The sequence below is a fragment of the Leminorella grimontii genome (assembly GCF_039789245.1).
In the GTDB taxonomy this organism is placed as follows: domain Bacteria; phylum Pseudomonadota; class Gammaproteobacteria; order Enterobacterales; family Enterobacteriaceae; genus Leminorella; species Leminorella grimontii.
Genome location: NZ_CP146357.1, coordinates 3,054,787 through 3,081,263 on the forward strand (window position 1 = coordinate 3,054,787; position 26,477 = coordinate 3,081,263).

22 protein-coding genes and 1 other annotated feature are annotated in these 26,477 nt (G+C 54.3%); of the genes, 9 read left to right on the top strand and 13 right to left on the bottom strand.

Going from position 1 to position 26,477, the window contains the following annotated elements; translation table 11 throughout:
* Positions 1 to 151 precede the first annotated feature (151 nt).
* The 4 genes from ttdA (at position 152) to V8L73_RS14165 (ending at position 4,179) form a co-directional block, all read left to right on the top strand.
* Positions 152 to 1,060, top strand: a complete 909-nt coding sequence (gene ttdA / locus V8L73_RS14150) for a L(+)-tartrate dehydratase subunit alpha (protein ID WP_027274747.1) — start codon at positions 152 to 154, stop codon at positions 1,058 to 1,060.
* Entirely contained in the window at positions 1,057 to 1,662 is a 606-nt protein-coding gene (ttdB, locus tag V8L73_RS14155) for a L(+)-tartrate dehydratase subunit beta (RefSeq protein ID WP_027274748.1), read from the top strand. The genes ttdA and ttdB overlap by 4 nt, the downstream gene beginning before the upstream one ends.
* Before the next feature lie 77 nt (positions 1,663 to 1,739).
* Entirely contained in the window at positions 1,740 to 3,203 is a 1,464-nt protein-coding gene (locus V8L73_RS14160) for an anion permease (protein WP_261832312.1), read from the top strand.
* 61 nt (positions 3,204 to 3,264) lie between these two features.
* Complete coding sequence (locus V8L73_RS14165; RefSeq protein ID WP_027274750.1) at positions 3,265 to 4,179, top strand: LysR family transcriptional regulator; 915 nt, start codon at positions 3,265 to 3,267, stop codon at positions 4,177 to 4,179.
* 57 nt (positions 4,180 to 4,236) lie between these two features.
* Here the strand turns inward: V8L73_RS14165 and V8L73_RS14170 are convergent, their stop codons facing one another.
* The 6 genes from V8L73_RS14170 to tal all read right to left on the bottom strand — a co-directional run bounded on the left by V8L73_RS14170 (position 4,237) and on the right by tal (position 11,076).
* Positions 4,237 to 5,097 carry a fumarylacetoacetate hydrolase family protein gene (locus V8L73_RS14170; protein ID WP_347253293.1) on the bottom strand — a complete coding sequence of 287 codons (861 nt, stop codon included), beginning with the start codon at positions 5,095 to 5,097 and terminating at the stop codon, positions 4,237 to 4,239.
* Positions 5,098 to 5,345: 248 nt separating this feature from the next.
* Positions 5,346 to 6,656, bottom strand: a complete 1,311-nt coding sequence (locus tag V8L73_RS14175; RefSeq protein ID WP_027274752.1) for an MFS transporter — start codon at positions 6,654 to 6,656, stop codon at positions 5,346 to 5,348.
* Between the two features lie 496 nt (positions 6,657 to 7,152).
* Positions 7,153 to 8,484 carry an MFS transporter gene (locus V8L73_RS14180; RefSeq protein ID WP_347253294.1) on the bottom strand — a complete coding sequence of 444 codons (1,332 nt, stop codon included), beginning with the start codon at positions 8,482 to 8,484 and terminating at the stop codon, positions 7,153 to 7,155.
* A gap of 229 nt (positions 8,485 to 8,713) precedes the next feature.
* The gene (gene mog / locus V8L73_RS14185) at positions 8,714 to 9,295 is read right to left on the bottom strand and encodes a molybdopterin adenylyltransferase (protein WP_027274754.1); all 582 of its coding nucleotides are present in this window, start codon (positions 9,293 to 9,295) and stop codon (positions 8,714 to 8,716) included.
* 242 nt (positions 9,296 to 9,537) lie between these two features.
* Complete coding sequence (locus tag V8L73_RS14190; protein WP_347253295.1) at positions 9,538 to 10,002, bottom strand: hypothetical protein; 465 nt, start codon at positions 10,000 to 10,002, stop codon at positions 9,538 to 9,540.
* Positions 10,003 to 10,122: 120 nt separating this feature from the next.
* Complete coding sequence (tal, locus tag V8L73_RS14195; RefSeq protein WP_027274756.1) at positions 10,123 to 11,076, bottom strand: transaldolase; 954 nt, start codon at positions 11,074 to 11,076, stop codon at positions 10,123 to 10,125.
* 263 nt (positions 11,077 to 11,339) lie between these two features.
* Here tal and yaaA point away from each other — a divergent pair, with 263 nt between their 5' ends.
* Positions 11,340 to 12,119 carry a peroxide stress protein YaaA gene (yaaA, locus tag V8L73_RS14200; protein WP_347253296.1) on the top strand — a complete coding sequence of 260 codons (780 nt, stop codon included), beginning with the start codon at positions 11,340 to 11,342 and terminating at the stop codon, positions 12,117 to 12,119.
* Positions 12,120 to 12,443: 324 nt separating this feature from the next.
* On the opposite strand, the gene thrC is transcribed toward yaaA, so the two are convergent.
* The 3 genes from thrC to thrA form a co-directional block, all read right to left on the bottom strand.
* Positions 12,444 to 13,733 carry a threonine synthase gene (gene thrC / locus V8L73_RS14205; protein ID WP_261832307.1) on the bottom strand — a complete coding sequence of 430 codons (1,290 nt, stop codon included), beginning with the start codon at positions 13,731 to 13,733 and terminating at the stop codon, positions 12,444 to 12,446.
* Between the two features lie 170 nt (positions 13,734 to 13,903).
* Positions 13,904 to 14,833 (bottom strand): homoserine kinase, encoded by a 930-nt coding sequence (thrB, locus tag V8L73_RS14210; protein WP_261832306.1) that lies wholly within the window; start codon positions 14,831 to 14,833, stop codon positions 13,904 to 13,906.
* Between the two features lies 1 nt (position 14,834).
* Positions 14,835 to 17,294 (bottom strand): bifunctional aspartate kinase/homoserine dehydrogenase I, encoded by a 2,460-nt coding sequence (thrA, locus tag V8L73_RS14215; protein WP_347253297.1) that lies wholly within the window; start codon positions 17,292 to 17,294, stop codon positions 14,835 to 14,837.
* Positions 17,295 to 17,371: 77 nt separating this feature from the next.
* Positions 17,372 to 17,491, bottom strand: a sequence feature (Thr leader region).
* Between the two features lie 947 nt (positions 17,492 to 18,438).
* Between thrA and arcA the strand changes: the two genes are divergently transcribed.
* Positions 18,439 to 19,158 carry a two-component system response regulator ArcA gene (gene arcA, locus V8L73_RS14220; protein ID WP_027274762.1) on the top strand — a complete coding sequence of 240 codons (720 nt, stop codon included), beginning with the start codon at positions 18,439 to 18,441 and terminating at the stop codon, positions 19,156 to 19,158.
* A gap of 72 nt (positions 19,159 to 19,230) precedes the next feature.
* Here the strand turns inward: arcA and creA are convergent, their stop codons facing one another.
* Positions 19,231 to 19,713, bottom strand: coding sequence for a protein CreA (gene creA / locus V8L73_RS14225; protein WP_027274763.1), 483 nt, complete (start codon positions 19,711 to 19,713; stop codon positions 19,231 to 19,233).
* A 254-nt stretch (positions 19,714 to 19,967) separates the two neighbouring features.
* Between creA and robA the strand changes: the two genes are divergently transcribed.
* Positions 19,968 to 20,840, top strand: coding sequence for an MDR efflux pump AcrAB transcriptional activator RobA (gene robA / locus V8L73_RS14230; RefSeq protein WP_027274764.1), 873 nt, complete (start codon positions 19,968 to 19,970; stop codon positions 20,838 to 20,840).
* Here robA and gpmB read toward each other — a convergent pair.
* Complete coding sequence (gene gpmB / locus V8L73_RS14235) at positions 20,837 to 21,484, bottom strand: 2,3-diphosphoglycerate-dependent phosphoglycerate mutase GpmB (protein WP_027274765.1); 648 nt, start codon at positions 21,482 to 21,484, stop codon at positions 20,837 to 20,839. The genes robA and gpmB overlap by 4 nt on opposite strands.
* A gap of 57 nt (positions 21,485 to 21,541) precedes the next feature.
* On the opposite strand from gpmB, the gene yjjX reads away from it, so the two are divergent.
* The gene (gene yjjX / locus V8L73_RS14240) at positions 21,542 to 22,069 is read left to right on the top strand and encodes an inosine/xanthosine triphosphatase (RefSeq protein WP_027274766.1); all 528 of its coding nucleotides are present in this window, start codon (positions 21,542 to 21,544) and stop codon (positions 22,067 to 22,069) included.
* A gap of 48 nt (positions 22,070 to 22,117) precedes the next feature.
* Here the strand turns inward: yjjX and trpR are convergent, their stop codons facing one another.
* A complete protein-coding gene (gene trpR / locus V8L73_RS14245) occupies positions 22,118 to 22,417 on the bottom strand; it encodes a trp operon repressor (RefSeq protein WP_027274767.1) in 300 nt (99 codons plus the stop codon).
* A gap of 85 nt (positions 22,418 to 22,502) precedes the next feature.
* Complete coding sequence (sltY, locus tag V8L73_RS14250; protein ID WP_347254827.1) at positions 22,503 to 24,410, bottom strand: murein transglycosylase; 1,908 nt, start codon at positions 24,408 to 24,410, stop codon at positions 22,503 to 22,505.
* A 305-nt stretch (positions 24,411 to 24,715) separates the two neighbouring features.
* Here sltY and ettA point away from each other — a divergent pair, with 305 nt between their 5' ends.
* The gene (ettA, locus tag V8L73_RS14255) at positions 24,716 to 26,383 is read left to right on the top strand and encodes an energy-dependent translational throttle protein EttA (protein ID WP_027274769.1); all 1,668 of its coding nucleotides are present in this window, start codon (positions 24,716 to 24,718) and stop codon (positions 26,381 to 26,383) included.
* Positions 26,384 to 26,477 lie beyond the last annotated feature (94 nt).

Sequence of the window (26,477 nt, forward strand, 5' to 3'; positions counted from 1 at the left end):
CATCTAATTCCAAGGGTAAATTAACAAAACGCTAATCGATCATTCACGGCGCCAGAAAAAATAAAACCCTATTTTCCATGGTAGTTTCCTCATGACGTTTTCGTTCTTTTTCGTTTTACCCCCAATGAATTCAAGAGCTGGAGTAATGTCCATGAGTACACAAAACAAACAGGAAGCCGTCGGCAAACTGACGCAGATCGTCGCTGACTTTACCGCGATGATCTCAACGCGTATGCCGGATGACGTAGTCGATAAACTAAAGGCGTTGCGAGACGCTGAAACCTCCCAAATGGGAAAAATCATCTACCACACCATGTTCGACAACATGGAAAAGGCGATAGAGCTCAACAGGCCAGCCTGCCAGGATACCGGCGAAATCATGTTTTTCGTCAAGGTTGGCAGCCGTTTTCCGCTGTTGGGTGAACTGCAGGCCGTATTAAAGCAGGCCGTCGAAGACGCCACGGTGAAAGCGCCGCTGCGCCACAACGCGGTGGAAATCTTTGACGAGGTGAACACCGGCAAAAACACCGGCAGCGGCGTCCCCTGGGTGACCTGGGACATCGTTCCGGACGGCGACGATGCGGAAATTGAAGTCTACATGGCCGGCGGCGGCTGCACCCTGCCCGGCCGCTCAAAAGTGCTTATGCCCTCCGAGGGGTATGAAGGCGTAGTGAAGTTCGTGTTTGAAAACATCTCTACGCTGGCGGTTAACGCCTGCCCTCCCGTGCTGGTCGGCGTTGGGATCGCCACCTCGGTCGAAACCGCCGCGGTGCTGTCGCGCAAAGCGGTTCTGCGCCCCATCGGCACCCGACACCCTAATCCTAAGGCGGCGGAACTCGAGCTGCGCCTGGAAGAAGGCCTCAACAAGATGGGGATTGGCCCGCAGGGACTGACCGGCAACAGCTCCGTGATGGGCGTACACATTGAGTCCGCCGCTCGCCACCCGTCGACGATCGGCGTCGCCGTTTCCACCGGCTGCTGGGCTCACCGCCGCGGAACCCTGCTTGTCCATCCAGACCTGTCGTTTGAAAACATTTCCCACACTCGGAGCACGCTATGAAAAAGATCCTGACTACGCCCATCAGCGCCGACGACCTGAAGGATATCCGCGCAGGAGACGTAATTTACCTGACCGGGACGCTGGTAACCTGCCGTGACGTCTGCCACCGCAGGCTTATCGAGCTCAAGCGCCCTATTCCTTACGATCTGCGCGGCAAGGCGATTTTCCACGCCGGCCCTATCGTGCGTAAAAAAGGCGACGGCTGGGAAATGGTCTCCATCGGCCCGACTACCAGCATGCGTATGGAAGCGTTTGAGAAAGAGTTTATCGAGCAGACCGGCGTGAAGCTTATCGTAGGTAAAGGCGGCATGGGGCCGCTGACCGAAGCCGGCTGTAAAGAGAACAAGGCGCTGCACGTCATTTTCCCCGCCGGATGCGCGGTCGTGGCCGCAACTCAGGTTGAAGAAATTGAAGAAGTGCACTGGACCGAGCTGGGCATGCCTGAATCACTGTGGGTTTGCCGCGTAAAAGAGTTCGGCCCGCTTATCGTCTCTATCGATACGCACGGCAATAACCTGATTTCCGACAATAAAAAGCTGTTCGCCGAGCGCCGCGAACCGATCGTCGAAGAGATCTGTGAGCACGTTCACTACATAAAATAACAACTCGATAAGACAGAAGTAGCGCCTATTTCCATTTCTCTGGGCGCTACGACTCTCTCCTTTTACAGGACACCACAATGGCTACGTTCCGCAACTACTGGCGGTATTTTGTGCCGCCTGTTGTCAGTATTCTTCTTGCCTTAATGCCGGCGCCCGCCGGTCTGGACGCTCACGCCTGGCTTTACTTCGCCGTATTTATGGGCGTCATTGCAGGCCTTATTCTTGAGCCTGTCCCCGGCGCGGTGGTCGCGATGATCGGCATTTCCGTTATCGCGATTTTATCCCCGTGGCTGCTGTTTAGCCCGGAACAGATGTCGCAGGGCGGATTCAAATTTACCTCTAAAGCTCTCTCCTGGGCGGTATCCGGGTTTTCCAACTCGGTTATTTGGCTTATCTTCGCCGCCTTTATGTTCGGCATCGGCTACGAAAAAACCGGCCTCGGCAGGCGCATTGCCCTGATGCTGGTAAAAAAGATGGGGCATAAAACCCTGTTTTTAGGCTACGCGGTGATGCTGTCCGAACTGGTGCTGGCTCCCGTCACTCCGTCCAACACGGCCCGAGGCGCAGGGATAATCTATCCCATCATCCGCAACCTTCCGCCGCTTTACGACTCCAAGCCCGACTCCGCGAGCGCCCGCAGCATCGGCTCTTACGTGATGTGGATGGGCATCAGCGCAGACTGCGTCACCAGCGCGATTTTCCTGACCGCAATGGCGCCGAACCTGCTCCTGGCCGGACTGATGAAGGGCGCGGCAGGCTCTGCGCTGAGCTGGGGCGACTGGTTTTTGGGCATGCTGCCGCTTAGCATCCTCCTGATTCTGCTGGTGCCTTGGCTTGCTTACGTGCTGTATCCGCCGACGCTTAAGGTAGGCGACCAGGTGCCTAAGTGGGCGGGAAAAGAGCTCGAATCGATGGGGCCGCTCTCTCGTCGCGAAAAGTGGATGCTGGCGCTAATGCTCGGCGCGCTGCTGCTGTGGATCTTTGGCGGAGAGTACGTCGACGCGGCAATGGTAGGCTACGGCATCGTCGCGCTGATGCTGGTGATGAAAATCATCAGTTGGGAGGACATCATCAGCAATAAGTCCGCCTGGAGCGTCTTCTTTTGGCTCGCGTCCCTCATTACGTTGGCGACCGGCCTGAACAACACCGGCTTTATCGCCTGGTTCGGCCAGCTTTTGGCTCGAGGGCTAGGCGGGTTCTCGCCGCTGGGAGTTATGGTAGCGCTGATCGCAGCGTTTTACCTTCTGCGCTACTTCTTCGCCAGCGCCACCGCCTATACCTCCGCGCTGGCGCCGATGATGATCGCCGCCGCCATGGCGATGCCGGACATGTCGCTGCCGGTCTTCTGCCTAATGGTAGGCGCAGCTATCGGCCTGGGAAGCATCCTTACGCCCTACGCGACCGGCCCCAGCCCAATTTACTACGGCAGCGGCTATCTGCCCACCGCTGACTACTGGCGGCTCGGCGCCATTTTCGGCGCCGTGTTCCTTGTACTGCTGATAGCCACCGGCCTGCTCTGGATGCCGCTGGTGCTGGCATAAGGCGCAGTCCGATATCGAAAGCCGGCGTCAGGTCGGCTTTATTCATAACGAGGAGGCTACCGTGGAACTCAATCAACTCCGGTGTTTTATTGCCGTTGCCGACGAACTCCATTTCGGCCACGCGGCGCAAAAGCTGGATATGCTGCCGTCGGCACTGGGTCGCTACGTTAAGCTATTGGAAGAAGAGCTGGGCATCCGGCTTTTGACGCGTTCGACTCGCAACGTTTCCCTGACGCCCCACGGGCGGCTGTTTCTTGATGAAGTCAGAAGCATCGTCAGCGGGACCGACAGTCTGGTACAGCATTTTCAGAAGCTAGGCCGCCAGCAGGGAGGCCGGCTTCGCATCGGCACCATAGACAGCACGGCAGTAAGCCTGATCCCTCCAATTCTGCACGCGTTTCGCAGCGCTCATCCGGACGTCGACATCCAAATCGTAGAAGATAAAACATCAAGGCTGCTGCCCAAGCTTCAGTCCGGGCATCTGGATCTTGCCTTCATTCGCCCGGCGGAGCGCCAGAACGAAGGGTTGGAGAGCCGCTTTCTGTTTTATGAAGACATCGTGTTGGCCATCTCCGACCGGCATCCGCTGGCGCGGCTTGACGAAGTTCGCGTTGAGGATCTGGCAGACATTCCGCTTATCGTGCCGCAGCGCAGGGTGCGCCCCCACAGCCACGACCTTACGCTAAACCTGTTCCAAAACGCGAGGCTCAAGCCGCTTCTGATACAAATCGGCGACGAAAAGCAGACCATTATAAACATGGTGGCGGCTGAGATAGGCGGCGCCGTGATGCCCCGCTGGGTAACCCGGATGTCCCTGCCTAACGTCAGTTTTGTCCCTCTGGCGAAGGAGTATGAGCACGTGCGGAAAATGCTGCCCGTCGCCGCCGTCTGGGTGAAGGGGATACGCGATGAAGCGCGGGACAACATGATGTCCATCGTTAGCCGAGAGCTGGAGAAAGTTTCAGCACGATGCTAGAAGATAGAGAACGGCTAAGCCTTCCGGCCGGGCGAACTGCACCCGGCCGAAATAGCCTCAGCGAGACAGCACCGCCGACAGCGCAGACACCCTGTTCACCAGGCGGCCAATTTTATCAATTTCCACCTCGATGACGTCCCCTTCCTGCATAAACAGAGGCGGGTTGCGCTTTTTACCTACGCCGCCGGGCGAGCCGGTAATAATCACATCGCCGGCCACCAGCGGGCTAAAACGAGAAATGTACTCCACCAGGCAAGCAATAGAGTTAACCATATTGCGCGTTGAGTCGTTTTGAACCTGATTGCCGTTCAAAAACGTTTTGATGGTGAGATCCTGCGGATCGGTGATTTCGTCGCTGGTCACCAGCCATGGCCCGAACGCGCCGGTTTTGCGCCAGTTTTTACCTGAAGTAAACCAGGTAAACTGCATATCGCGCACCGAGCCGTCCATGAAGCAGCTGTAGCCCGCGATGTGTTCCAGCGCGTTTTCACGGGAGACGTTATCAGTATCTTTTCCAATAACGACGGCCAGCTCGCCCTCATAGTCAAACTCATTGCTTTCATCGGGCTTACAGAGCGCTCCGTCGTGAGCGGCAAGCGAATCGGGAAAGCGAATAAACAGCGTCGGCGCGTTGATGGTTTGCTCAAACTCAACGCGCTTTTCCATATAGTTCATGCCCGCGCAAAAGATCTTCTTCGGATTTTCTATTACGGGTAAAAACTGAATGTCCTCCAGGTTAAAGTCAGCCTGTTCCAGCTTCATTTCTTTGAGTTCTTCTAAAACCCGCCCTGCAATGGCCGACTTAAGATCGGGAAAATAGGCGCTGTAGCGTTTTCCTAAATCATAAACCTGATTACCCTCAACCCGCCCCCAGGTTTTATTTCCCGTCGTCGGATTAATAAAGCTCAATAGCTTCATATTCGTGCCTCGTATAGCCTGTTTGTTAAAAATCTGACTCGTTAATTCATTATGTTTCTACAGTCAATTACCCGCGCACGTACTTGCACACAGCTGCGCATAAATAAGGCGTCGTCATTTTCTTTGAAGAAATAGTTAGCATCAATGTAAATGATTATTTATTTAAATTATTTAATTTGGTTAATTTTCAACATATCCGACACGCCGCTACGTTTGATAATGCCGACGTGCCGGACAGCGCCTCGGGTTTACTTGCTCAGCTCGGGAGAAAGAGACGCCCTCTTCTCCTGCCTTCTGCGGTTAAAATCAACCAGCAGGGTCAGCAGCGCAGATATCACCAGCATTCCGGCAACGCAGTAAAGCGCAGCGGAAAAATCCCCGGTCGTCTCCTTTAGCCAGCCGATAATGGTCGGTCCGGCAAACCCGCCCAGGTTGCCGATAGCGTTGATGGCAGCAAGCCCCGCAGCTGCCGCTGGCCCTGAGAGGAAGAGGGAGGGGATGCTCCAAAGCGGCGGCTTGCATGAAGAAATGCCGATATTCGCCATCACCAGCGCCACAATCGCGACCGGCAAGATCTGAGCTGAGCCCGTCAGGACAAATCCGGCACAGGCCAGCAGGCAGGCGCAAACCACGTGCCAGGTGCGCTCTTTGGTTTTATCCGAATGCCTTGCCCACAGGATCATGGAGATAGCCGCCAGCGCCGAAGGAATGGCGTTAACAAAGCCAATCTGTAGTGTCGTCAGCCCGAAGGACTTGATGAACTGGGGCGACCAGATGTTAAGAGAATAAAGCCCGGCCGAGGTGCCGAAATAAACCACGGCAAGCGTAAGCACGCGAATGTCCGTCAGTCCCTTCCAAACGCTGGTTTTTACCGCCGTTGCCTGATTTTGCTTTTCCGCCGCCAGAGTACCAATCAGCCACTGGGTTTCCTGCTCCGTCAGCCAGCGGTTTTTCTCCGGGCGGTCGTTCACGTAGAAGAGCGTAAACACGCCCATAACGCCGGCGGCAATGGTGCACAGTAAAAACATCAGTTGCCACCCTCGAAGCCCCAGCGCGCCGTCCATGCTGAGAATCGCCCCGGCCAGCGGAGAGCCCAGCATCGCCGACAGCGGCGCCGCCGCCATAAACAGCGCAATCACCTGCGCCCTGCGCTTAACGGGGAACCAGGTGCTCAAATAGAGGATAATGCCTGAGAAAGAGCCCGCTTCCGCAACGCCCAGCAGGAAACGCACAACGTAAAACCCGGTCGCCGTCTCTACATACATCATGCAGGCGGTAATAACGGACCAGCTGATAAGGATCCTCGCCAGCCAAATGCGCGGCCCGACCTTTTGCAAAATAATGTTGGAAGGAACGTCCGAAATAAAGTAGCCGAGAAAAAACAGCCCTGCCCCTAATCCAAAGACCGCGTCTGAAAAGCCGAGATCCTGATTCATGGTCAGCGCCGCAAAGCCAATGTTGATGCGATCGAAGAAGCCGATGAAATAAACCAGCATGACGTAGGGGACGATTCGCCACGTAATTTTCTTCAGCGTTATTTGTTCCATAGAGTTATTCATAGTCATTTCCCGGTGTGGTTGAGAACGCCTTAGTCGCTTTGTTTTTGCCTGTTACGAATAAGATTCAAAACACTGCTCACGGAAAATATGCGCCGCCGCGCCGGGATAATCATCCCATCGGAATTATATAAAAAATTAGAATTATCTATTTAATTAAATATAAGTACGGTAAATACTGAAGAAAAAATACTATCACAATGAAATACATTGAATTAATTTGTCTACAAAAACGACTTCCTTATCCTTTCCCTCGTCTTTACGGGCCATGATTATCGTTAATAATTGTGATAAAAATCAACATTTGACAAATTTAATACGATAGCTGCCATTAATACTTTTTTTGATAGCGCAATAGAATGAATTTTAACAGGTTAATATTTATGAAAGGCCGAAATCGGTTAGAGGATTGAAATAACGACCGCGCCCCGGGCAAAGCCCGAGACGCAGCGTTGAGTAGTAAAATGACGAGAGGCTTAAAGCGAAAGCGCCTTTCTTTTTATCCCACGACGGTAGAGCCTTCCTCCACCTTTGGCACCGCGCTGACGAGCGGGGCTTCCGTTTCGTTTAAATCGTTGCGCAGATAAACGCCTAACAGAAAGCCCATAATCGACAGCGCCAGAACGTAATAGGCCGGCGCCATCGGCGTGAGCTTCATAATGTAGGTCACGCATACCGGCGTAAGCCCGCCGAAGATAGCGTAAGAAACGTTATAAGAGAAAGAGAGCCCGGAGAAGCGAACCACCGCAGGGAAGGCCCGCACCATCACGAACGGCACCGCCCCAACGACGCCCACGCACAGCCCGGCGATGCCATAGGTGATAAACAGCAGGTCGACGTTGGTCGCCGAGTGGTAGAACACCCAGCTTGCCACCGCCAGCATCAGGCTGCCGCCGATAAAGGTTTTACTGGCGCCGAAGCGGTCCGCCGCCAGCCCTGAGAGCACGCAGCCCACGCACAGCGCGATAATCGCTACGCTGTTAGCCTTCAGAGCGATAACGCGATCGATGCCGAACTGCGTTTGCAGGTAGTTGGGCGTCATCAGAATCACAACCACGATCCCCGCCGACAGCAGCCAGGTCAGCAGCATGGATACTACTACCGCACGCGGATAGTTCATTACGACCGACTTCAGCGGCAGCTCGGCAGCCAGCGCTTTGCGCTGCTGCATTTCAACGAATACCGGCGTCTCTTTCAGCCAGCGGCGCAGATACATGGCCACCAGGCCAAAAATGCCGCCCATGAAGAACGGAATGCGCCAGCCGTATTGATGGATGGTTTCGATGCTCATTGACGAGTTAATCAGCGTGGCGATAAAAGAGCCCAGCAAAATGCCGATCGTAAGCCCAGCGGTCAAAACGCCGCAGGCGATGCCAATGCGCCGATTCGGCACGTGTTCCGCGACGAACACCCACGCGCCCGGCACTTCCCCGCCGATGGCGGCGCCCTGCAGGATGCGCATCAACAGCAGCAGCAGGGGCGCGGCAATGCCGATGGTTTCATAGGTCGGCAGCATGCCCATCGCCAGCGTTGGCAGCGCCATCAGAAGAATGCTCAAGGAAAACATCCGCTTGCGGCCAACCAAATCGCCAAAGTGCGCCATGATGATGCCGCCTAGAGGGCGAGCCAGATAGCCAGCGGCAAAGATGCCGTAGGTCTGCATCAGCACCAGCCACTGCGGCATCTCGCTGGGAAAGAACAGCTGGCCGATAACCACGGCGAAGAAGACGAAAATGATGAAGTCGTAAAACTCCAGCGCGCCCCCCAGGGCGGCCAGCGTTAACGTCTTATAATCCTGCTTGTTCAGAGGGCGATTTTTTTGCTGAATCATAAAAAACCATCTATTGCCATAGGGTGAATAAAAATAATATGAAAATTCATGTAAAATATTTTTTACTATATCGTAATCATAACAATACACCAGCAAAGAACGCAGCTATTTTGTAAAAACGTGAAGAAACCGAGTTAATATTTTGATGAGAAAAGAAAAATAGGTTTTCAGAGAAAAAAAGCCCAACTGCGGGCTACGCAATCGGGCTTATTTAAAGAGAAGCGCTATGTTATTTAGCGCGAATGGCGCTCTTGGGGCGGAAGGCGGCAACGACGTCGGTATGAGTTTCCACGTAGGGGCCGTCCAGCAGCTGAATGCAGTAAGGAATGCTGGCGAAAATGCCCGATACCAGCACCTTGCCGCTTTCGTCCTTAACGCCTTCCAGCGTCTCTTTTATCGACTTCGGCTGCCCCGGCAGGTTAACGATCAGCGCCTGCTTGCGAATAACGCCGACCTGACGCGAAAGGATCGCCGTCGGTACATAGTGCAGGCTAATCTGACGCATCTGTTCGCCAAACCCCGGCATCAGGCGATCGGCCACCGCCAGCGTCGCGTCCGGCGTAACGTCGCGCCGCGCCGGGCCGGTTCCGCCGGTGGTCAACACCAGATGACAGCCTCGCTCGTCCACCAGCTCGCAGAGCGCCTCTTCAATCATGGCCTGTTCATCGGGAATAAGGCGGCTTAGGGTTTCAAACTCGCTGCTGACGGCGGCCTGTAGCCACGACTCCAGCGCGGGGATCCCCTGATCCTGATAAATGCCGTTGGAAGCGCGGTCAGACACTGAAACCAGACCGATGCGTAGCTTATTCATAGTTACCTCTGTTGCTCGCTGAACCCTGTTGCTAAACCCTATTTATATGGCGCGTATCATACGCTGATTGAGGCGGTTTTTGCAGTGTTGTGCGGTGAAGGGCGTGATGGGGGCGAAAAAATACCGGTCAGAAGACCGGTACAGCAATGTAACTGCGAGAAAATGGGATAAATAAGGCAGCCGTGCAATACAGCAATCACCGTCATTGGAATCGCTATCCCTCAAACGGATGACATGGTGCCCTAATGGCCTCCCGCTTTGAGGTAAATATCAACAATCGACGAAGGAATATCATCGGATATTTTCTCAACCCCAAAAACATCCGACTGAAAACCTGCCATATACATGATGACAAACGGCGTTCCAGGCTTCTTCTCGGTGAGATAATTTTGCGATTCAGACGAGACGCTATAAGTTTTATTTTTATCAGAAGGCATTAACAGCTCCGCGCCCTTAATGATAACGGTACATTCGGGAAACGACTCCTCTCTGAGCTGCTCTTTTTCCGGCACAATGACAGGCATAAAGTTGGGCTGACGGTTTGCCGACTCAACCATCGCAAGGTAACTGCTATCGCTTTGCTTTTGGATATAAAGATCGGTCTGCCCCTCTATTTTATAACTCCCCTGAAGTTCCGGACAGGCATGAGCAAAAACTGACACCATCAGTAGGAATCCACCCAATATCACTCTCGGTAGTCGCGTCATAAATTGTCCCTTTTATTAATGACCAGTCGGCAAATCAGAAGGCGTAGCCTCTAATCGTAAAAAAGACGCCCGCAGGCGTCTTCTTGTATTCGGCAGACCAAAGCCAGCACAGATTGTTGATTACATCAGCCCAACAATCATCTTCTCCAGCTTTTCCTGGTCGATAGCAAACTTGCGGATGCCGTCCGCCAGCTTTTCTACCGCCATCGGATCCTGATTATGCTGCCAGTAGAACTCGGCTTCGGTAATCGCCTGAGGACGCGCCTTGACTTCGCCCGCGTAGGACAGCTTGCGCTCAACTTCGCCTTGGCTTTCGGACAGCTCTTTAAGTAGCGCCGGTGCGATGGTCAGGCGGTCGCAGCCCGCCAGCTCGAGGATCTCGCCGGAATTGCGGAAGCTTGCGCCCATCACGACGGTGCTGTAGCCGTGCTGCTTGTAGTATTCGTAAATCGCGGCCACGGAAATTACGCCCGGATCTTCTGCCGGCGCGAACTCTTTCTTCTCGCCGTTGGCCTTGTACCAGTCGAGAATGCGGCCAACGAACGGAGAAATCAGATAGACACCCGCTTCGGCACAGGCGCGCGCCTGAGCAAAGGAGAACAGCAGGGTCAGGTTACAGTTGATGCCTTCTTTTTCCAGCTGCGCGGCGGCGCGGATGCCCTGCCAGGTTGAAGCCAGCTTGATAAGAATGCGATCGTTAGTAATGCCCGCATCGTTGTAAAGCTTAATCAGGCGCTTGGCCTTGGCGATGCTAGCTTCGGTGTCGTAGGACAGGCGCGCGTCAACTTCCGTTGAAATGCGGCCCGGGATAAGTTTGAGGATCTCAAGACCGATATTCACCGCCAGCTTGTCGGAGGCGTCGATAACCTGCTGCGCACGGTCGCTGCTTTGCCCCTTCGCCCAGGCGATTGCGTCGTCAATCAGCTTACGGTATTCCGGCAGCTGGGCCGCATTCAGAATCAGAGAAGGGTTGGTGGTGGCATCCTGCGGCTTGTACAGCTTCATTGCGGCGATATCGCCGGTGTCCGCTACTACCGTGGTGATTTTACGTAAAGAGGTAAGTTTATCAGTCATGATCGCTCTCGTATTAAGTCGGTGGGCCGTGGTTAATTATCACCGAATGATAATAACATGACTTATTTCGGGCGCAACGATGTCGCTTACGGCTTGCCAAACCAAAGCCTCTGCTAACCCGCAGGCTTTGAATTAACTCACTGATAGTAAAAATAAAAAATCATTCACAATTCGGCCTCGCCAATTATCCTATTGAATCTATCGATTTTTTAACGATCGATTTCTGATAAAGTGGCGGATAATCGTATTCTCAGGAGCTGACAATGCTTATCGCTATCTCCCCTGCCAAAACGCTGGACTACACGAGCCCTCTGGTCACGGAGCGCTACACGCAACCCGAAATGCTGGACCAGTCTGAACGACTGATTAAACGCTGTCGTAAACTTACCCCTGCGCAGATCGCAAGCCTGATGGGGATAAGCGACAAGCTCTCCGGCCTTAACGCCGCCCGCTTTGCGGAATGGACGCCCGAATTTACACCAGAGAACGCCCGCCAGGCGCTGCTGGCGTTCAAAGGCGACGTCTATACCGGGCTGCACGTTGAAGACTTCAGCGAGCAGGACTTCGACTTCGCTCAAAGCCATCTGCGCATGCTCTCAGGCCTTTACGGCGTGCTGCGCCCGCTCGACCTGATGCAGGCCTATCGGCTGGAGATGGGAACCAAGCTTGAGAACGAGCGCGGTAAAGACCTCTACGCCTTCTGGGGCAAGCGCATTACTGATAAGCTTAATCAGGCGCTCGACGAACAGGGCGATCGCATATTCATCAATCTGGCCTCCGATGAATACTTTAAGGCGGTGCAGACCGACGCGCTAAATGCGACCCTCATTAAACCGGTGTTTCTCGATGAGAAAAACGGCAAGTACAAAATCATCAGCTTCTACGCCAAAAAGGCGCGGGGCCTGATGAGCCGCTTTATTATCAAAAATCGCCTGACGACGCCGGAGCAGCTGCTGGACTTTAACCTTGAAGGCTACCAGTTCGACGAAAGCGCCTCTTCAGGCAACGAGCTGGTGTTTAAGCGCCCAGAGCAGTACGCCTAAAAGCGTTTTCCAATAAGCCCTTCAAATGCAAAAGGCTCGCATTAAGCGGGCCTTTGAGATTGCAGACAAAGGTCTTAAAAAGCTAAACGGAGGGAGAGTCTTCCGTTGGGGTCGACTTGGCGCAAGCCAACGAAGCGCCCCTAGGAAGGCTATGCCCGACGCACTCCCATAGCTAATACAAGCGCTCTTCCGACCGGGCACATCGGTGATATCAGCACAATGTAATTATGGTCGGAATATCCACTGAAGCCAATTTAGAATATTTGCTAACACTCTAAAGCCCGCCGATTTCATGAACAAGCGGGCCCTTTGCTTAACAATGTCTTACTTCGGCAGCGCCATCAAAAAACTACGCAGCGGAGAGAAATCCGCGGGCAGATAATGAGACAGCAGCGGCAGCTCGGCTCTGTCCGCCAGCGCTTTCGGCAGCGGCAGCTCGGTATCCAGAACCTCTTCAACCACTTCCTTAAACTTGGCCGGATGCGCCGTTCCCAAGAACAGGCCGTATTCGCCCTCTTTCAGGCTGTCACGCAGCGCACGATAGGCAATAGCGCCGTGCGGCTCGGAGGTATAACCCTTCTTCGCCAGTTCACGCATCGTTTCGCGCGTAGTTTCATCACTGACCGCCTCATAGGCTAACGCGCTTAACGGCCACTCTTTACGACGGAACAGCTCTTCGATGCGCGGCCAGTTATTGGGCTGGCTGACGTCCATGGCGTTAGAAAGCGTCGCCACCGTCTTGTGCGGTTCCCACTTACCGCTGGAAAGATAGCGCGGCACCGTATCGTTGGCATTGGTCGCGGCGATAAAGCGCTTCACCGGCAGCCCCATCGACTTGGCCAGCAGGCCCGCCGTCAGATCGCCGAAGTTGCCGCTGGGAACGGAGATCACCAGCTGATTGCGTTGATCTTGGCTAAGCTGCGCCGCGGCCTCAAAGTAATAACAAATCTGGGCCAGCAGGCGGCTGATGTTGATGGAGTTGGCGGAGTTCAGGCCCAGCGCCGCCTTCAGCTCTTCGTCGTCAAACGCCTGCTTCACCAGCGCCTGGCAGGCGTCGAAGTCGCCATCGATAGCGACGGTGTGGATATTATCGCCAAGCGTACAGAACAGCTTCTCCTGCAGCGGGCTGATTTTTCCGTTCGGGTACAGGATCACCACGCGAACGTTTTTCAGGCCGTAGAAGGCGTGAGCCACCGCCGCCCCGGTGTCGCCCGACGTCGCGGTCAGAATGGTAACCGGCTTGTCGCCCGCGACCTCCGCCAGCATCTGCGCCATGATGCGCCCGCCGAAGTCTTTAAACGCCAGCGTCGGGCCATGGAACAGCTCCAGCGTGCCGACGTCCTCTTCGACGCTCACCACCGGAGCGGGGAACTGGAACGCCTTGGCTACGCGCTCGGCGACGGCCTTGGCCGCGATCTCATCGCCGATGTAGGCTGAAAGAATGCGGGCGCTGCGGCTAACGAGATCCATCTCCAGCAGCTCGTTGATTTCCGATGCGTCAAACGACGGCAGCTCCGCAGGGAAAAACAGCCCCTGCTGCTTTCCTAACCCCTGACGCACCGCTTGACCAAAGCTGACCTGTTCGTTGTGATCTTTTAAGTTATACAGTTTCATTGTGTTTGCTAATTTCCGTTAATTAGAGCCTATCTCAGTAGGCGTATATTGGCGCAGTCAGTTTGGGCGCGGACAGCGCGGAGAAACCGGAGCGTACACGTAGTACGTGAGGATTTCGAGCACTGCCCAAGCCAAAACTGGCAAGCAAAATAGCCTAATGGGATAGGCTCTTAATCCAGTCGGCGCGCGCCTGCGGTATCCAGACGACAAACGTGAACGAAGCCTTCTTCATTCTGCACATAGTTTTTCTCAAGCCAAGCCTTAAGGCGCTGCGCCGTATCCAAGCGATCGGTGACGGTAAACAGCGTCGGGCCAGACCCGGAAATGCCGCACGCCAGTGCGCCGATGTCCTGAGCGGCCTTGCGCGCCTCGGCGAAGCCGGGCAACAGGCGGGTGCGGTAAGGTTCGGCGATAACGTCCTGCATAAGCTTGGCGGCCAGCAGCGGCTGCTGAGTGTGGCAGGCATGAATAAAGCCGGCCAGATAGCGTCCGTGACGAATGCAGTCCTGCCGCAGATACTGCGCCGGCAAAATGGCGCGCGCCTCGGCGGTAGACACTTTGATGCCCGGATAGGCCATCACCCAATACCATTCGTCAAAGCCCGGCACCGGCTGGCTGATAATGCCGTTTTCCTCCAGCATCAGCTGCATGCCGCCCAAATAGCAGGGCGCCACGTTGTCATAATGAACGCTGCCGGAAATTCTTCCCTCCAGCTCGCCCATCATCGCCAGCAGCGCCGTTTCATCAAACGGCCTGTCGCAGTATTCGTTCAGCGCCATCAGCCCCGCTACGACGGAGCAGGCGCTGGAGCCGAGGCCGGAGCCGATCGGCATGTTTTTCTCCAGCACCATCGCCACCGGCAGCTGGCGGCCGAGGCGTTCGCAAAACAGCTCCCAGCACTGATAAACGATGTTTTCTTTAGGTTCGCTGGGAAGCTTGCCGACGAAACGCCCCCTGTTGCTAAGGCTAAAACTTTCGGCGGCCTCAACGCTCACGCAGTCGCCTAAAAGCGTTCCGTCAACCGGCGATACCGCCGCGCCCAGTACGTCAAAACCGACGCTGACGTTGCCAATGGAGGCAGGCGCATAAATCTTAATCATGTCAAACTCCCAGTTTTCCCGACAGGGTACGCAGAAGGTCGGCGAATACGCCCGCCGCCGTTACGTCATTGCCTGCGCCATAGCCCCGCAGCACCAGCGGCAGAGGCTGATAGTAGCGGGTGTAAAACGCCAGCGCGTTTTCACCGTTTTTCACTTTAAACAGCGGATCGTTATCATCCACCGCGTCAATCTTCACCCGGCATTGGCCGTCTTCAATCATGCCGACGTAGCGCAGAACTTTACCCTCTTTGGCTGCGGCCTGTACGCGCTGGACGAACTCGGCGTCCAGCTGCGGCAGGCGCTGCATAAAGGTCGCGACGTCGCCGCTGGCGTCAAACGAGGCGGGCAGCACCGACTCTACGTCGATCTGGTCCAGCTCCAGCGTATAGCCAGCTTCGCGCGCCAGAATCAAAAGCTTGCGGGCGACGTCCATTCCAGAGAGGTCGTCACGCGGATCCGGCTCGGTGTAGCCCTTCTCCTTGGCCAGCTTGGTCGCGTCGGACAGGCTAAGCCCTTCGTCAAGCTTACCGAAGATAAACGACAGCGAGCCGGACAGGATACCGGAAAAACGCAGCAGTTCATCGCCTGCGTTCAGCAGATTTTGCAGGTTTTCAATAACCGGCAGCCCCGCGCCGACGTTAGTATCGTACAGAAACTTGCGGTTGCCCGCACTGGCTGCCTGACGCAGCTGATGATAATAGTTCATCGAGCCGGTATTGGCCTTCTTGTTCGGCGTCACAACGTGGAAGCCGTCGGCCAGGAAGTCGGCATACTGTGAGGCCACCTCTTCGCTTGAGGTGCAGTCGACAATGACCGGATTGAGCAGATGATACTCCTTCACCAGGCGGATCAGTCGCCCGAGATTAAACGGCTCTTCCGCAGAGGCCAGCGCTTCACGCCAGTTTTCCAACGGGATGCCCAGCGTGCTGGTCACCATGCCGCGAGAGTTGGCGATGCCGCAAACGCGAAGGTCGATGTTTTTCTGCTTCAGCCACGGCTGCTGGCGCTGGATCTGATCCAGCAGCGCGCCGCCAACTCCGCCGACGCCAATGACGAAAACGTCCAGCACCTGGTTGGTTTCAAACAGTACCTGATGGCTGGCTCTGACCGCCGTGATCGCCGAGTCGTTGCTGACGACGGCGGAAATGGATCGCTCGGACGACCCTTGCGCAATGGCGACGATGTTGATATTCGCCCTGGCCAATGCGCTGAAAAAGCGTGCCGACATGCCACGAAGCGTACGCATGTTGTCGCCGATAACCGAGATAATCGCCAGCCGCTCTACGACGTCCAGCGGATCCAGCAGGCCGTCTTTCAGCTCCAGATAGAACTCGTCTTCCAGCGCTCTTTGCGCACGCGCCAGCTCGCCCTGAGGAATACAGAAGCTGATGCTATATTCAGACGAAGACTGGGTGATCAGCACCACCGAAATGCCTGCGCGAGACATTACGGAAAACACGCGCGCCGCCATGCCGACCATGCCTTTCATTCCCGGGCCGGACACGTTTACCATCGCCATGTTGTTAAGGTTAGTAATGCCCTTGACCGGATAGCGGTCGTCGCCGCTTTCACGGCTAATCAGCGTCCCGGGGGCCTGAGGATTAGCGGTATTTTTTATCAGACAGGGAATTTGGAACTGGGCGATGGGAGCGATAGTGCGTGGGTGGAGGACTTTAGCGCCGAAATAGGATAGCTCCATCGCCTCCTGATAGGACATCGACTTAAGCAGCCTGGCGCTCGGTACCGATCTGGGATCACAGGTATAAACCCCGTCGACGTCGGTCCAGATCTCACAGCTGTCCGCGCGCAGGCAGGCGGCCAGCACCGCAGCGGAGTAGTCGGAACCGTTGCGTCCAAGCACGACAAGCTCGCCTTTCTCGTTACCCGCAGTAAAGCCGGCCATCAGGATGACGTGGTTTCCGGGGATCGCCATTTCCTTCAGGCGACGGCTGGACTCGGCGATATCGACGGTAGACTCCAGATAGTGACCGTGCGCCAGCAGCATCGTCACCGGGTTGATAACCGTGACTTCATAGCCGCGAGCCTTAAATACGGCCTCCATGATGGCAATAGACAGCTTTTCACCGCGGCTAATGATCGAGGCGTTTACGCCGTCGGGACACTGGCCGAGTAGAGAGATACCGTGCAGCACGTGTTTTAGCTGAGCAAACTCCTGCTCGACCAAACGCTTGAGCTCGCCAGCCTCAAACCCAGGCTGGCTTTGCGCTAGGCCGCTCAGCAGTTCTGAAAAGATCTGTTCGGCGTCGCGCATGTTGGTGATGACGTCCTGACCGGCGACGGTTTTTTCAATCATCGCTACCAGGTGGTTGGTTATCTTTGCAGGAGCGGAAAGAACCGTAGCAACCTGGCCTTGACGCGCATTATTTTCGATGATGTCCGCTACGCGCATAAAGCGCTCGGAGTTTGCTACTGATGTACCGCCAAATTTCAGAACTCGCATTTTCGGCCTCTCCTGCCTGTTTAGTATTCGATTTTTTTACTGTGGCTTTTACCCTAGAAAAACCATTAAAAATCAGCCAAAAAAAAGCCCGCACTCGGTTCAACGGTGCGGGCTTTTTTAGATTCTCTTTACGCGTCAGCCCGCTCCGCTACCTGTGGTATCGGTTGTGGTGGTGGTAATAATAGCCAAGCTGATGCTGTACATAATATCGTTTATCTCTGTGATGTGTGCTTTAACTAGCGCCCTATATTGGTTAAAGCAAATGCTTACCAGAGTCAACTTTTTTTTCATTTTTCAACGAAAAAAGCCACTTATCTTAATGACTAGCGCGCTAAAATATCAATATATTACCGATAATAATCATACAATTAAGGATAAATACAATTATTTGTCCATAAAATTATCTTCATTTCAAATGATTACTAATTTATTTAACCAGTTAAATACGTTTTATTAGCATTATTTACTAGCTGGCTGCTGACAGGATTCAGTATCACTATGTTATTTAAATAATTATATTCCACTTTGCGGAAAATGTGGCTTATCGATTATGTGGCAAAAATGATAATGATATGTTAAAATAAAATCATTCTATAAACAAGAATGCAATAAACGGCTAACGGTACAAAAAGTACCAATTTCGCTATGAAAAACAGGGCTTATGTAGGAAAATCATGGCCCCGAAGCGAATGACACACGTTTTGAAATGAGAATAAAATGTGAGAAAAAGGTCAAAAAATAGCGATTCATATGCGCAAAATTTGTAGATTTTTCTCACAAATCGGCTAATGTGCTATAACTATTATTGACATATATCAACAAGCCCCAATTTTGTTGATTGGTAAAAGAGAGACTCCTGTTATATTACGCCGCATAAAACGGCTGCAGGCGATCGGTTTTAACAAATCACGGGTGTGTCAGGTAGTTACTTTTAGCCGAACCAGAGATTGTTGAAATTTGAAATATACCCTAAATAATTCAAGTTGAATGAAGGCGGCTTGAAGTATGACGGGAATAGCATTGGAGGGACTCGTCCCTTACTGTGTGCAGTGGTCTGGGTTAACGATCGCTATCGTACCCTGACGTTAATTCAGATCGCTGTAATATTACAATTTGATTTTGTTGGCAAACTTAGGTAACAGACATGCAAACCCCGCATATCCTGATCGTTGAAGACGAATTAGTAACTCGTAACACGTTAAAAAGCATTTTCGAGGCGGAAGGATACGTTGTCTTTGAAGCCAATGATGGTGCAGAAATGCATCGGATTTTGTCCGACCATAACATCAACCTGGTTATCATGGATATCAACCTACCCGGTAAAAACGGCCTGCTGTTAGCGAGGGAATTACGCGAACAGGCGGCGGTCGCCCTTATGTTCCTGACCGGCAGAGATAACGAAGTCGATAAGATCCTTGGTCTGGAAATTGGCGCTGACGACTATATCACTAAACCGTTTAACCCACGTGAACTGACCATCCGCGCAAGAAACCTGCTTTCTCGCACCATGAACCTTGGCGCGACCGGAAGCGAAGAGCGCCGGCAGGTAGAAAATTACCGCTTCAACGGTTGGACGCTGGACATCAACAGCCGTTCGCTGATTAATCCGGAAGGCGAGATGTTCAAGCTGCCGCGCAGCGAATTCCGTGCCATGCTGCACTTCTGCGAGAATCCGGGCAAAATCCAGTCTCGCGAAGAGCTGCTGAAGAAAATGACCGGCCGTGAGCTCAAGCCGCACGACCGTACGGTTGACGTAACCATTCGCCGCATCCGTAAGCATTTCGAATCCACGCCGGATACGCCGGAAATCATCGCGACGATCCACGGCGAAGGCTACCGTTTCTGCGGCGATTTGGAAGAATAAGCCGATTCGGCCATTGCCAACAAACGCTAAGAGCCTCCGCATTCGGAGGCTTTTTTATTTATCTCGAATGGCCTACTTCTCGCCCTGCGCCCAAGGGATGATCGGCACCGTGCTTAGCGCATTCTTCGGCGAACCGTCCACCAGCTTGTCGGAGTAAACCAGATAAACCAGCGTGTTGCGCTTATCGTCGTAGAAGCGTACGACCTGCATGGACTTAAATACGATAGACGTGCGCTTTTTAAACACCGTCTCGCCGTCAGCCTTGCGGCTTTTTATCTTATCGCTGAGCGCAATAGGACCAACCTGAATGCAGGAAAGCGCGCCGTCGGCGGTGTCCTCCGCAAGCCCAAGCCCTCCCTTGATGCCGCCAGTTTTCGCTCGGCTTAGATAGCAGGTTACGTTTGCAACGTCAGGATCGTCGAACGCTTCTATAACAATCTTATGATCCGGCCCTATCAATTTGAACACGGTGTCCACTGAGCCGATTTGCTCAGCGCTGGCGTAGCCAACGTAGGATAAAGCAAGCAGGCCCACGGCCAGAATCCCTTTCCTCATACGTTTCTCCGATAGATATGATGGTTGACGTTATTAGGAAAAATTATTTTCCAGATTTGAATAAAATCCTAAGCATCAGTATAGCAACACCTTGTTTCATGCCGGGTATTGCGTCAGCATCGCTAACTTGGTAAAAAGTGCTATTCCATATCGGCAACTGTGTCATTACCTAAATAGTTTCGGGAATAGCGACCTTCCCCCAAGCCGATCTGTCACTCTGTAGAACATGCTCTATATTATGAGGAAGTCTTTTTATGGAACAAGCCAGTATTATCCGCGATCTTTTGGACTGGCTGGAAAGTCATCTGGATCAACCTCTTGCACTGGATAACGTTGCAGCAAAGTCAGGTTACTCCAAATGGCACCTACAGAGAATGTTTAAAGACGTAACGGGTCAGGCCATCGGCGCCTACATCCGCGCCCGCCGCCTTTCAAAAGCGGCCGTAGCCCTTCGCCTGACGTCTCGCCCTATTCTGGACGTTGCCTTACAGTATCGCTTTGATTCCCAGCAGACGTTTACTCGCGCGTTCAAAAAGCAGTTTTCTCAAACGCCGGCATTCTATCGCCGTTCGGATACCTGGAGCGCCGTCGGCATTTGCCCGCCAATCAAGCTTTCGGGCAACAACCTGGTGCCGGTCGAATACGTCACTCAGCCGGAAAGGCGCCTGATCGGCATGACGCAGAGCTATACCTGTACGCTTGAAGACTTGATGAAATCCAGAGCGGAAATTCGCACTCAGTTCTGGAAACACTATTTGGGCGATCGGCTGGTAGAAATTCCTCCCGTGCTTTACGGGCTGCACCATACTCAACCAAGCCAGGAAAAAGACGACGAGCAGGAGGTGTTCTACACGACCGCGCTTGAAGAACAGCACCTGCCGCCGAACGTTGAGGGTGAGCCGGTTATCATTCCTGAAGGAGAATACGCGCTGTTTCGCTACAACGGCGCGCCGGACGGCTTACAGCAGTTCATTCTCTCTCTTTACGGCACCTGCCTGCCGCTTTTGAAGCTGACCCGCCGCAAAGGGGCCGATATTGAGATCTTCTACCCTAAAAACTTGCGGGTCGTCGACAGAGAACCACCTTCAGTGATTACCGCTGCCTATATGATTCCGATCCAGCGCTAGCGCTGGATCTCATCAAGGCTATCTTCTACGAGGTGCTGGGTATCGCCGGCGAACTCGACTACCCACCCCGGCGCCAGCCACGGGCTGTTTTGGCTTTCCACCAGCGACAGCGAGCAGTTGCGCAGGCGCAGGCGCCGTTCGGCATAGGGCGGCAATCCAATCACGCAGCCAAGCAGGCTTCCTAGCGCGATACCGTGGCTGACCAGCAGCGGGCGGCTCCCCTGAGGTAGGCGGATACACTCATCCAGTGCGGACTTCATGCGTTCAGTCAGCTCGGTGAGAGATTCGCCCTGCGGGATTCGGCCAAGCGGATTTCCGTTCAGAATTTGCAGGCGATGCTGCTCCTCTTCGGCCGTCAGGCTATCCACAAAGCGCTGCTCGAGGATCCCCATATTTAATTCACGAAGACGGGCGTCAAAAACCGGCTCAACGTTACAGAATTCGGCAATCAGGTTCGCCGTCTGTCGCGTGCGCCCGAGATCGCTTGCGATAATGTGCGTGATCCCTAAATGCTTCAGCCGCTTACCCGCCTGACGCGCCTGACGCACGCCCTGTGACGTAAGTGGGCTGTCGGTCTGGCCTTGAATTCTGCGAGCAACGTTCCATTCTGTCTCGCCATGTCGAATTAAGTATACCTGTGTCATGCCTCTTATCCGTTATACTGTGAAAATTGTCTTCTTACCGCTTCAAAAGTAATGAGTATGTACCACGTTATTGCAGCTACCACCAATCCAGCAAAAATTAATGCGATAGGCCTGGCCTTTACCGAACTGTTCGGCCCCGACAGCTATAGGCTTGAAAGCGTCGAGGTCGACAGCGGCGTACCAAATCAGCCTATCGGCGACAAAGAGACGCGCACCGGAGCGCGCCACCGCGTGATGTCCGCCCGTCAGGTTCGCCCCGAAGCCGACTTTTGGATCGGCATCGAAGCCGGCATTGATGATGATATGACATTTGCCTGGATTGTCATCGAAAATAAGCTTTGCCGAGGCGAGGCCCGTTCAGCCAGCCTGAAGCTGCCGCCGATAGTGCTAAAAAGCCTGCAGGAAGGTAAAGAGCTGGGCGATGAAATGTCGCGGCTAAGCGGTATCGAAAACATTGGCCAACAGGGCGGAGCCATCGGCCTGTTCACCGGCGGAAAGCTGTCTCGCACCAGCGTTTATCACCAGGCGCTGCTGCTGGCCTTCGTTCCCTTCCACAATGATATCTATCAGGTATCGCTTGAGTAATGTGAAAAAGCCGTCCGCACAGCGGACGGCCTGTCTCTTCGCTTTTATCTAACGGCCGGGAAGCAGCGTCTCTTCCAACCAGGCGCGAAACTCCGGCGCGGCGATTTTAAGGCTGTTCGAACCTCGAGTAATCGTTGCGATCCCCGCACCCAGCTCGCTTTTCAGCTCCCGTTGGCTCATTTCGCCACGCATCAGCTCTTCTATAATCCTGACGCGCGTGCCCAGCGCTTCGCGTTCATCCGGCGTTAACAGCAACGTCAGCAAATCCTGCTGGTTACCCTTGGCAAACGACTTTTCCAACAGGTCGACGAACCCTTGCCATTCCTGCTGGCGCTGTGCCTGTGACATATTATGAACCTCTGCTAGTGAACCACATTGCTAGTACGATAGCATAAATGAGACTGAAAGACAGATTTTTACTCTTCCTTCATCGTCAGTACGCCCTGCTCCACTCTGCGTCGGTCATCACTATGCCCGGCTGGCTCATAAAGCTGCGATAAAACAGATCGTAGGCCAGCACGTTTTTAACGTAGCCCCGCGTTTCATTAAACGGAATGCTCTCTACAAAAGCCACAGCGTTAAGGCGGCCAGCGCTGTTGTTAAGCCAGGCGCTAACCCGATTTGGCCCCGCGTTATAGGCCGCGGCCGCCAGTATGCGGTTCTGGCCGAACGTCTGGTAGGTATGCTCCAAGTAGGTGGTGCCCAACTGAATGTTGGTTTGCGGATCGAACAGCTGACTCACGTTACTGTAGGTGCTTATATCGTTCTGCTTCGCCGTATGCTTCGCGGTCGCGGGCATCAGCTGCATCAACCCTCGAGCGCCTACCGGAGACTGCGCCTGAGGATTCCACGCGCTTTCCTGACGGGCAATCGCCATAGCGAAAGAAACGGATATATCTTTATCGTTGGTTGAAGCCTTAAACAGCGTCGGATAGGCCAGCGGGAAGCGCTCCTGTAAGTGATCCCACAGCTTGGCGACGATGGTGGCCTGAACGCTCAGGTCAGCCCAGCCCTGATCGTAGGCATATCGGGCCAGCGCCTCCTGATCGGGCTTCGGCAGGCTTGAGATCAGATTGCTCCACTCGCTGCGGGCAAGGTTATCCATCCCCCAGTACATCAGCTCCCTCACCCGGTTAACCTCTGGCCGCTGCGTTAGCGCCTTCGTCGGCTTCACCGCCGTTTCCAGCTTCACAACGTAGGGAACGCCAAGACGCTGCGCAGCCACCATGGGATAAAAGCCGCGCTGGGTCATCAGATCTCGCAAAATAGCTTCACCTTCGCTGCGCTTACCGCGCTCTATAAGCGCATCAGCACGCCAATAGCGCCATTCATCCTTCGCCGCGGTATCCGCCGACAGGCGATTAACCCACAGCGAGACGCCCTTTTTATCGCCTTCACTAAGCGCAAGGCGAATGCGCCGCTCAATGAGATCCATGTCCTGACTGCGAGAAATGACGCCATCGCGCCAAACCGCCTGCTGAGCGCTGGCGGAGGTATTCATCAGCCGACCGGCGACGATCTCCTCTAACGCCTGTTTGCTCATCTTTTGCCGCTGGGCGATTTGCGGGATCATCGCCTGCGCCTTGTCGACGTCTTTCCGCGCCGCTCTGGCAAACGCCAGGCGCGTTTCCTCCCGGGTGAAATCAGTCGGGCCAAAATTGCGGGCAAACGCGTCCACCGTCATGGGATCTTTTTGCAGTTTGTTGAGCCCTTCCGCTATCGATTTATAGCTGGCGGGGAGTTTTTTCGTCAATGCGCTTACCAGAGACGTATTATTTTCTCTGCTGGCCAGCCGAATGCGCTCCAGAACGCTTTCCGGCGTTTGCAGGCCCGCACTGCGCCAGGCGTCAAATAGCCCCTCGCAGGAAGAAGGCAGCGATTTTCCACTTAGCCAGATAGCGCCAGCCTCTTTATACGCCTCTTGCTTAGCGCCGGTGGCCCACTTCGCATAGTAAAAGTTACAGCGAGCCGCGGTGGAGGTCGGCGCCTCCGTGGCAAACTGCACGATGCCCTGCCAGTCCTGCCGACGCGCAAGCTCGTTAATAAAGTTGGTTTTCAGATTACGAGAAAGAGGCAGCGTCGGATAGCGCGTAATAAAGCCATTGGCCTGTTTAATCTCAAGCGCCGACAGATCCTGCGTCAGCTGGCGATACTCTAAATAGGGATAGAGCGGATATTCTCTGAGCGTAGGCAGCAGCCGAGCGACTTCATCCATCTGTTGTCCGTCCCAGGCGCTTTTAACCTGCTGATATCGCTCCCGCTGGGCGCTCAGCGAGTCCGCCCATGCGCTCTGCAGCGCCATCGCGGCCACCAGACCTACCGCTACGGAGCCATTTTTCATCAGTTTTTGCCAACTGTCCCTCATTACTACCCTCTCTTTCTTAACCGTTAAACGCGAATCAGTTAGGTCGTGCGTAAACGTATATAGTATAGGCTATCGCATACTCCATGTTTCGCTTTATCTGACGCAGGTTAGAGCGCTTTTTTATCATAGCGTTCAATGCGAAAGGCACTTTTACATTCGCTGCGGTTCCTCTTCTTCTAAGGTGCGCCATAAGTTCGCGGATAAAATAGACTTCCCACCGGGAAGCGCTACAATAGGCGGCAATTCTGTACACCACTATTTTATTGGATACCAATAAGGCTATGGCACAATACGTCTATACCATGCACCGCGTTGGGAAGGTTGTTCCGCCCAAGCGGCATATACTAAAAAACATCTCCTTAAGCTTCTTCCCCGGCGCGAAAATCGGCGTACTCGGCCTTAACGGCGCGGGTAAATCTACGCTGCTGCGCATTATGGCCGGAATCGATACTGACATTGAAGGCGAAGCGCGTCCGCAGCCCGGCATCAAGGTCGGCTATCTGCCGCAAGAGCCGAAGCTTAATCCAGAGCAAACCGTACGCGAGGCGGTTGAAGAAGCGGTCAGCGAAGTGAAAAACGCCCTGACCCGTCTGGACGAAATTTACGCCGCCTACGCCGAGCCGGACGCCGACTTTGACAAGCTGGCCAAGCAGCAGGCCGAGATGGAAGCCATCATTCAGTCGCACGACGGCCACAACCTGGACAACCAGCTGGAGCGCGCCGCCGACGCGCTGCGCCTGCCGCAGTGGGATGCCACTATCGAACACCTTTCCGGCGGTGAGCGCCGCCGCGTCGCGCTGTGCCGCCTGCTGCTGGAAAAGCCGGACATGCTGCTGCTCGACGAACCGACTAACCACCTTGACGCCGAATCCGTCGCTTGGCTGGAGCGATTCCTGCACGACTACGAAGGCACCGTGGTCGCTATTACCCACGACCGCTACTTCCTCGACAACGTCGCCGGCTGGATCCTGGAGCTGGACCGCGGCGAAGGCATTCCGTGGGAAGGCAACTACTCTTCCTGGCTCGAGCAAAAAGACCAGCGTCTTGCGCAGGAAGCTTCAGCTGAAGCCGCCCGCCGTAAGTCTATCGAGAAAGAATTGGAATGGGTCCGCCAAGGCGCTAAAGGCCGTCAGGCCAAGGGCAAGGCCCGCCTTGCCCGCTTTGAAGAACTTAACAGCGTCGAGTATCAAAAGCGTAACGAAACCAGCGAACTGTTTATTCCACCCGGACCTCGCTTAGGCGACAAGGTGCTGGAAGTGCAGAACCTGACTAAGTCCTACGGCGACCGGGTGCTTATCGACAACCTGTCGTTCTCTATTCCCAAAGGCGCTATCGTCGGGATCATCGGCCCCAACGGCGCGGGTAAATCCACGCTGTTTCGCATGATTAACGGCGCCGAACAGCCGGATTCCGGCACCATCACGCTTGGCGATACGGTAAAAATCGCCTCCGTGGACCAGTTCCGCGACGCGATGAACGACAAGAAAACGGTATGGGAAGAGGTTTCCGGCGGTTTGGACATCATGAAGATCGGTAACTTCGAACTTCCAAGCCGGGCCTACGTGGGGCGTTTCAACTTCAAGGGCACCGATCAGGGCAAGCGCGTCGGCGAGCTGTCCGGCGGTGAGCGCGGACGTCTGCACCTGGCCAAGCTGCTGCAAGTGGGCGGCAACATGCTGCTGCTCGACGAACCGACCAACGACCTTGACGTAGAAACGCTGCGCGCGCTGGAAAATGCCCTGCTGGAGTTCCCCGGCTGCGCAATGGTTATCTCGCACGACCGCTGGTTCCTTGACCGCATCGCGACCCACATTCTGGACTACGGCGATGAAGGCAAAGTGGAGTTCTTTGAAGGTAACTTTACCGAATACGAAGAGTGGAAGAAGCGCACTCTGGGCGCTGACGCCCTTGAACCTCACCGCATCAAGTACAAAAGAATGACAAAATAAGAGAAGCCCGCCGCATTTCTTTATTATGCCCCTGCCCGTCAGGGGCATTTTTTCTCCGGCTGTGCCACAATATGACAACAGTTTCCCCACGCCA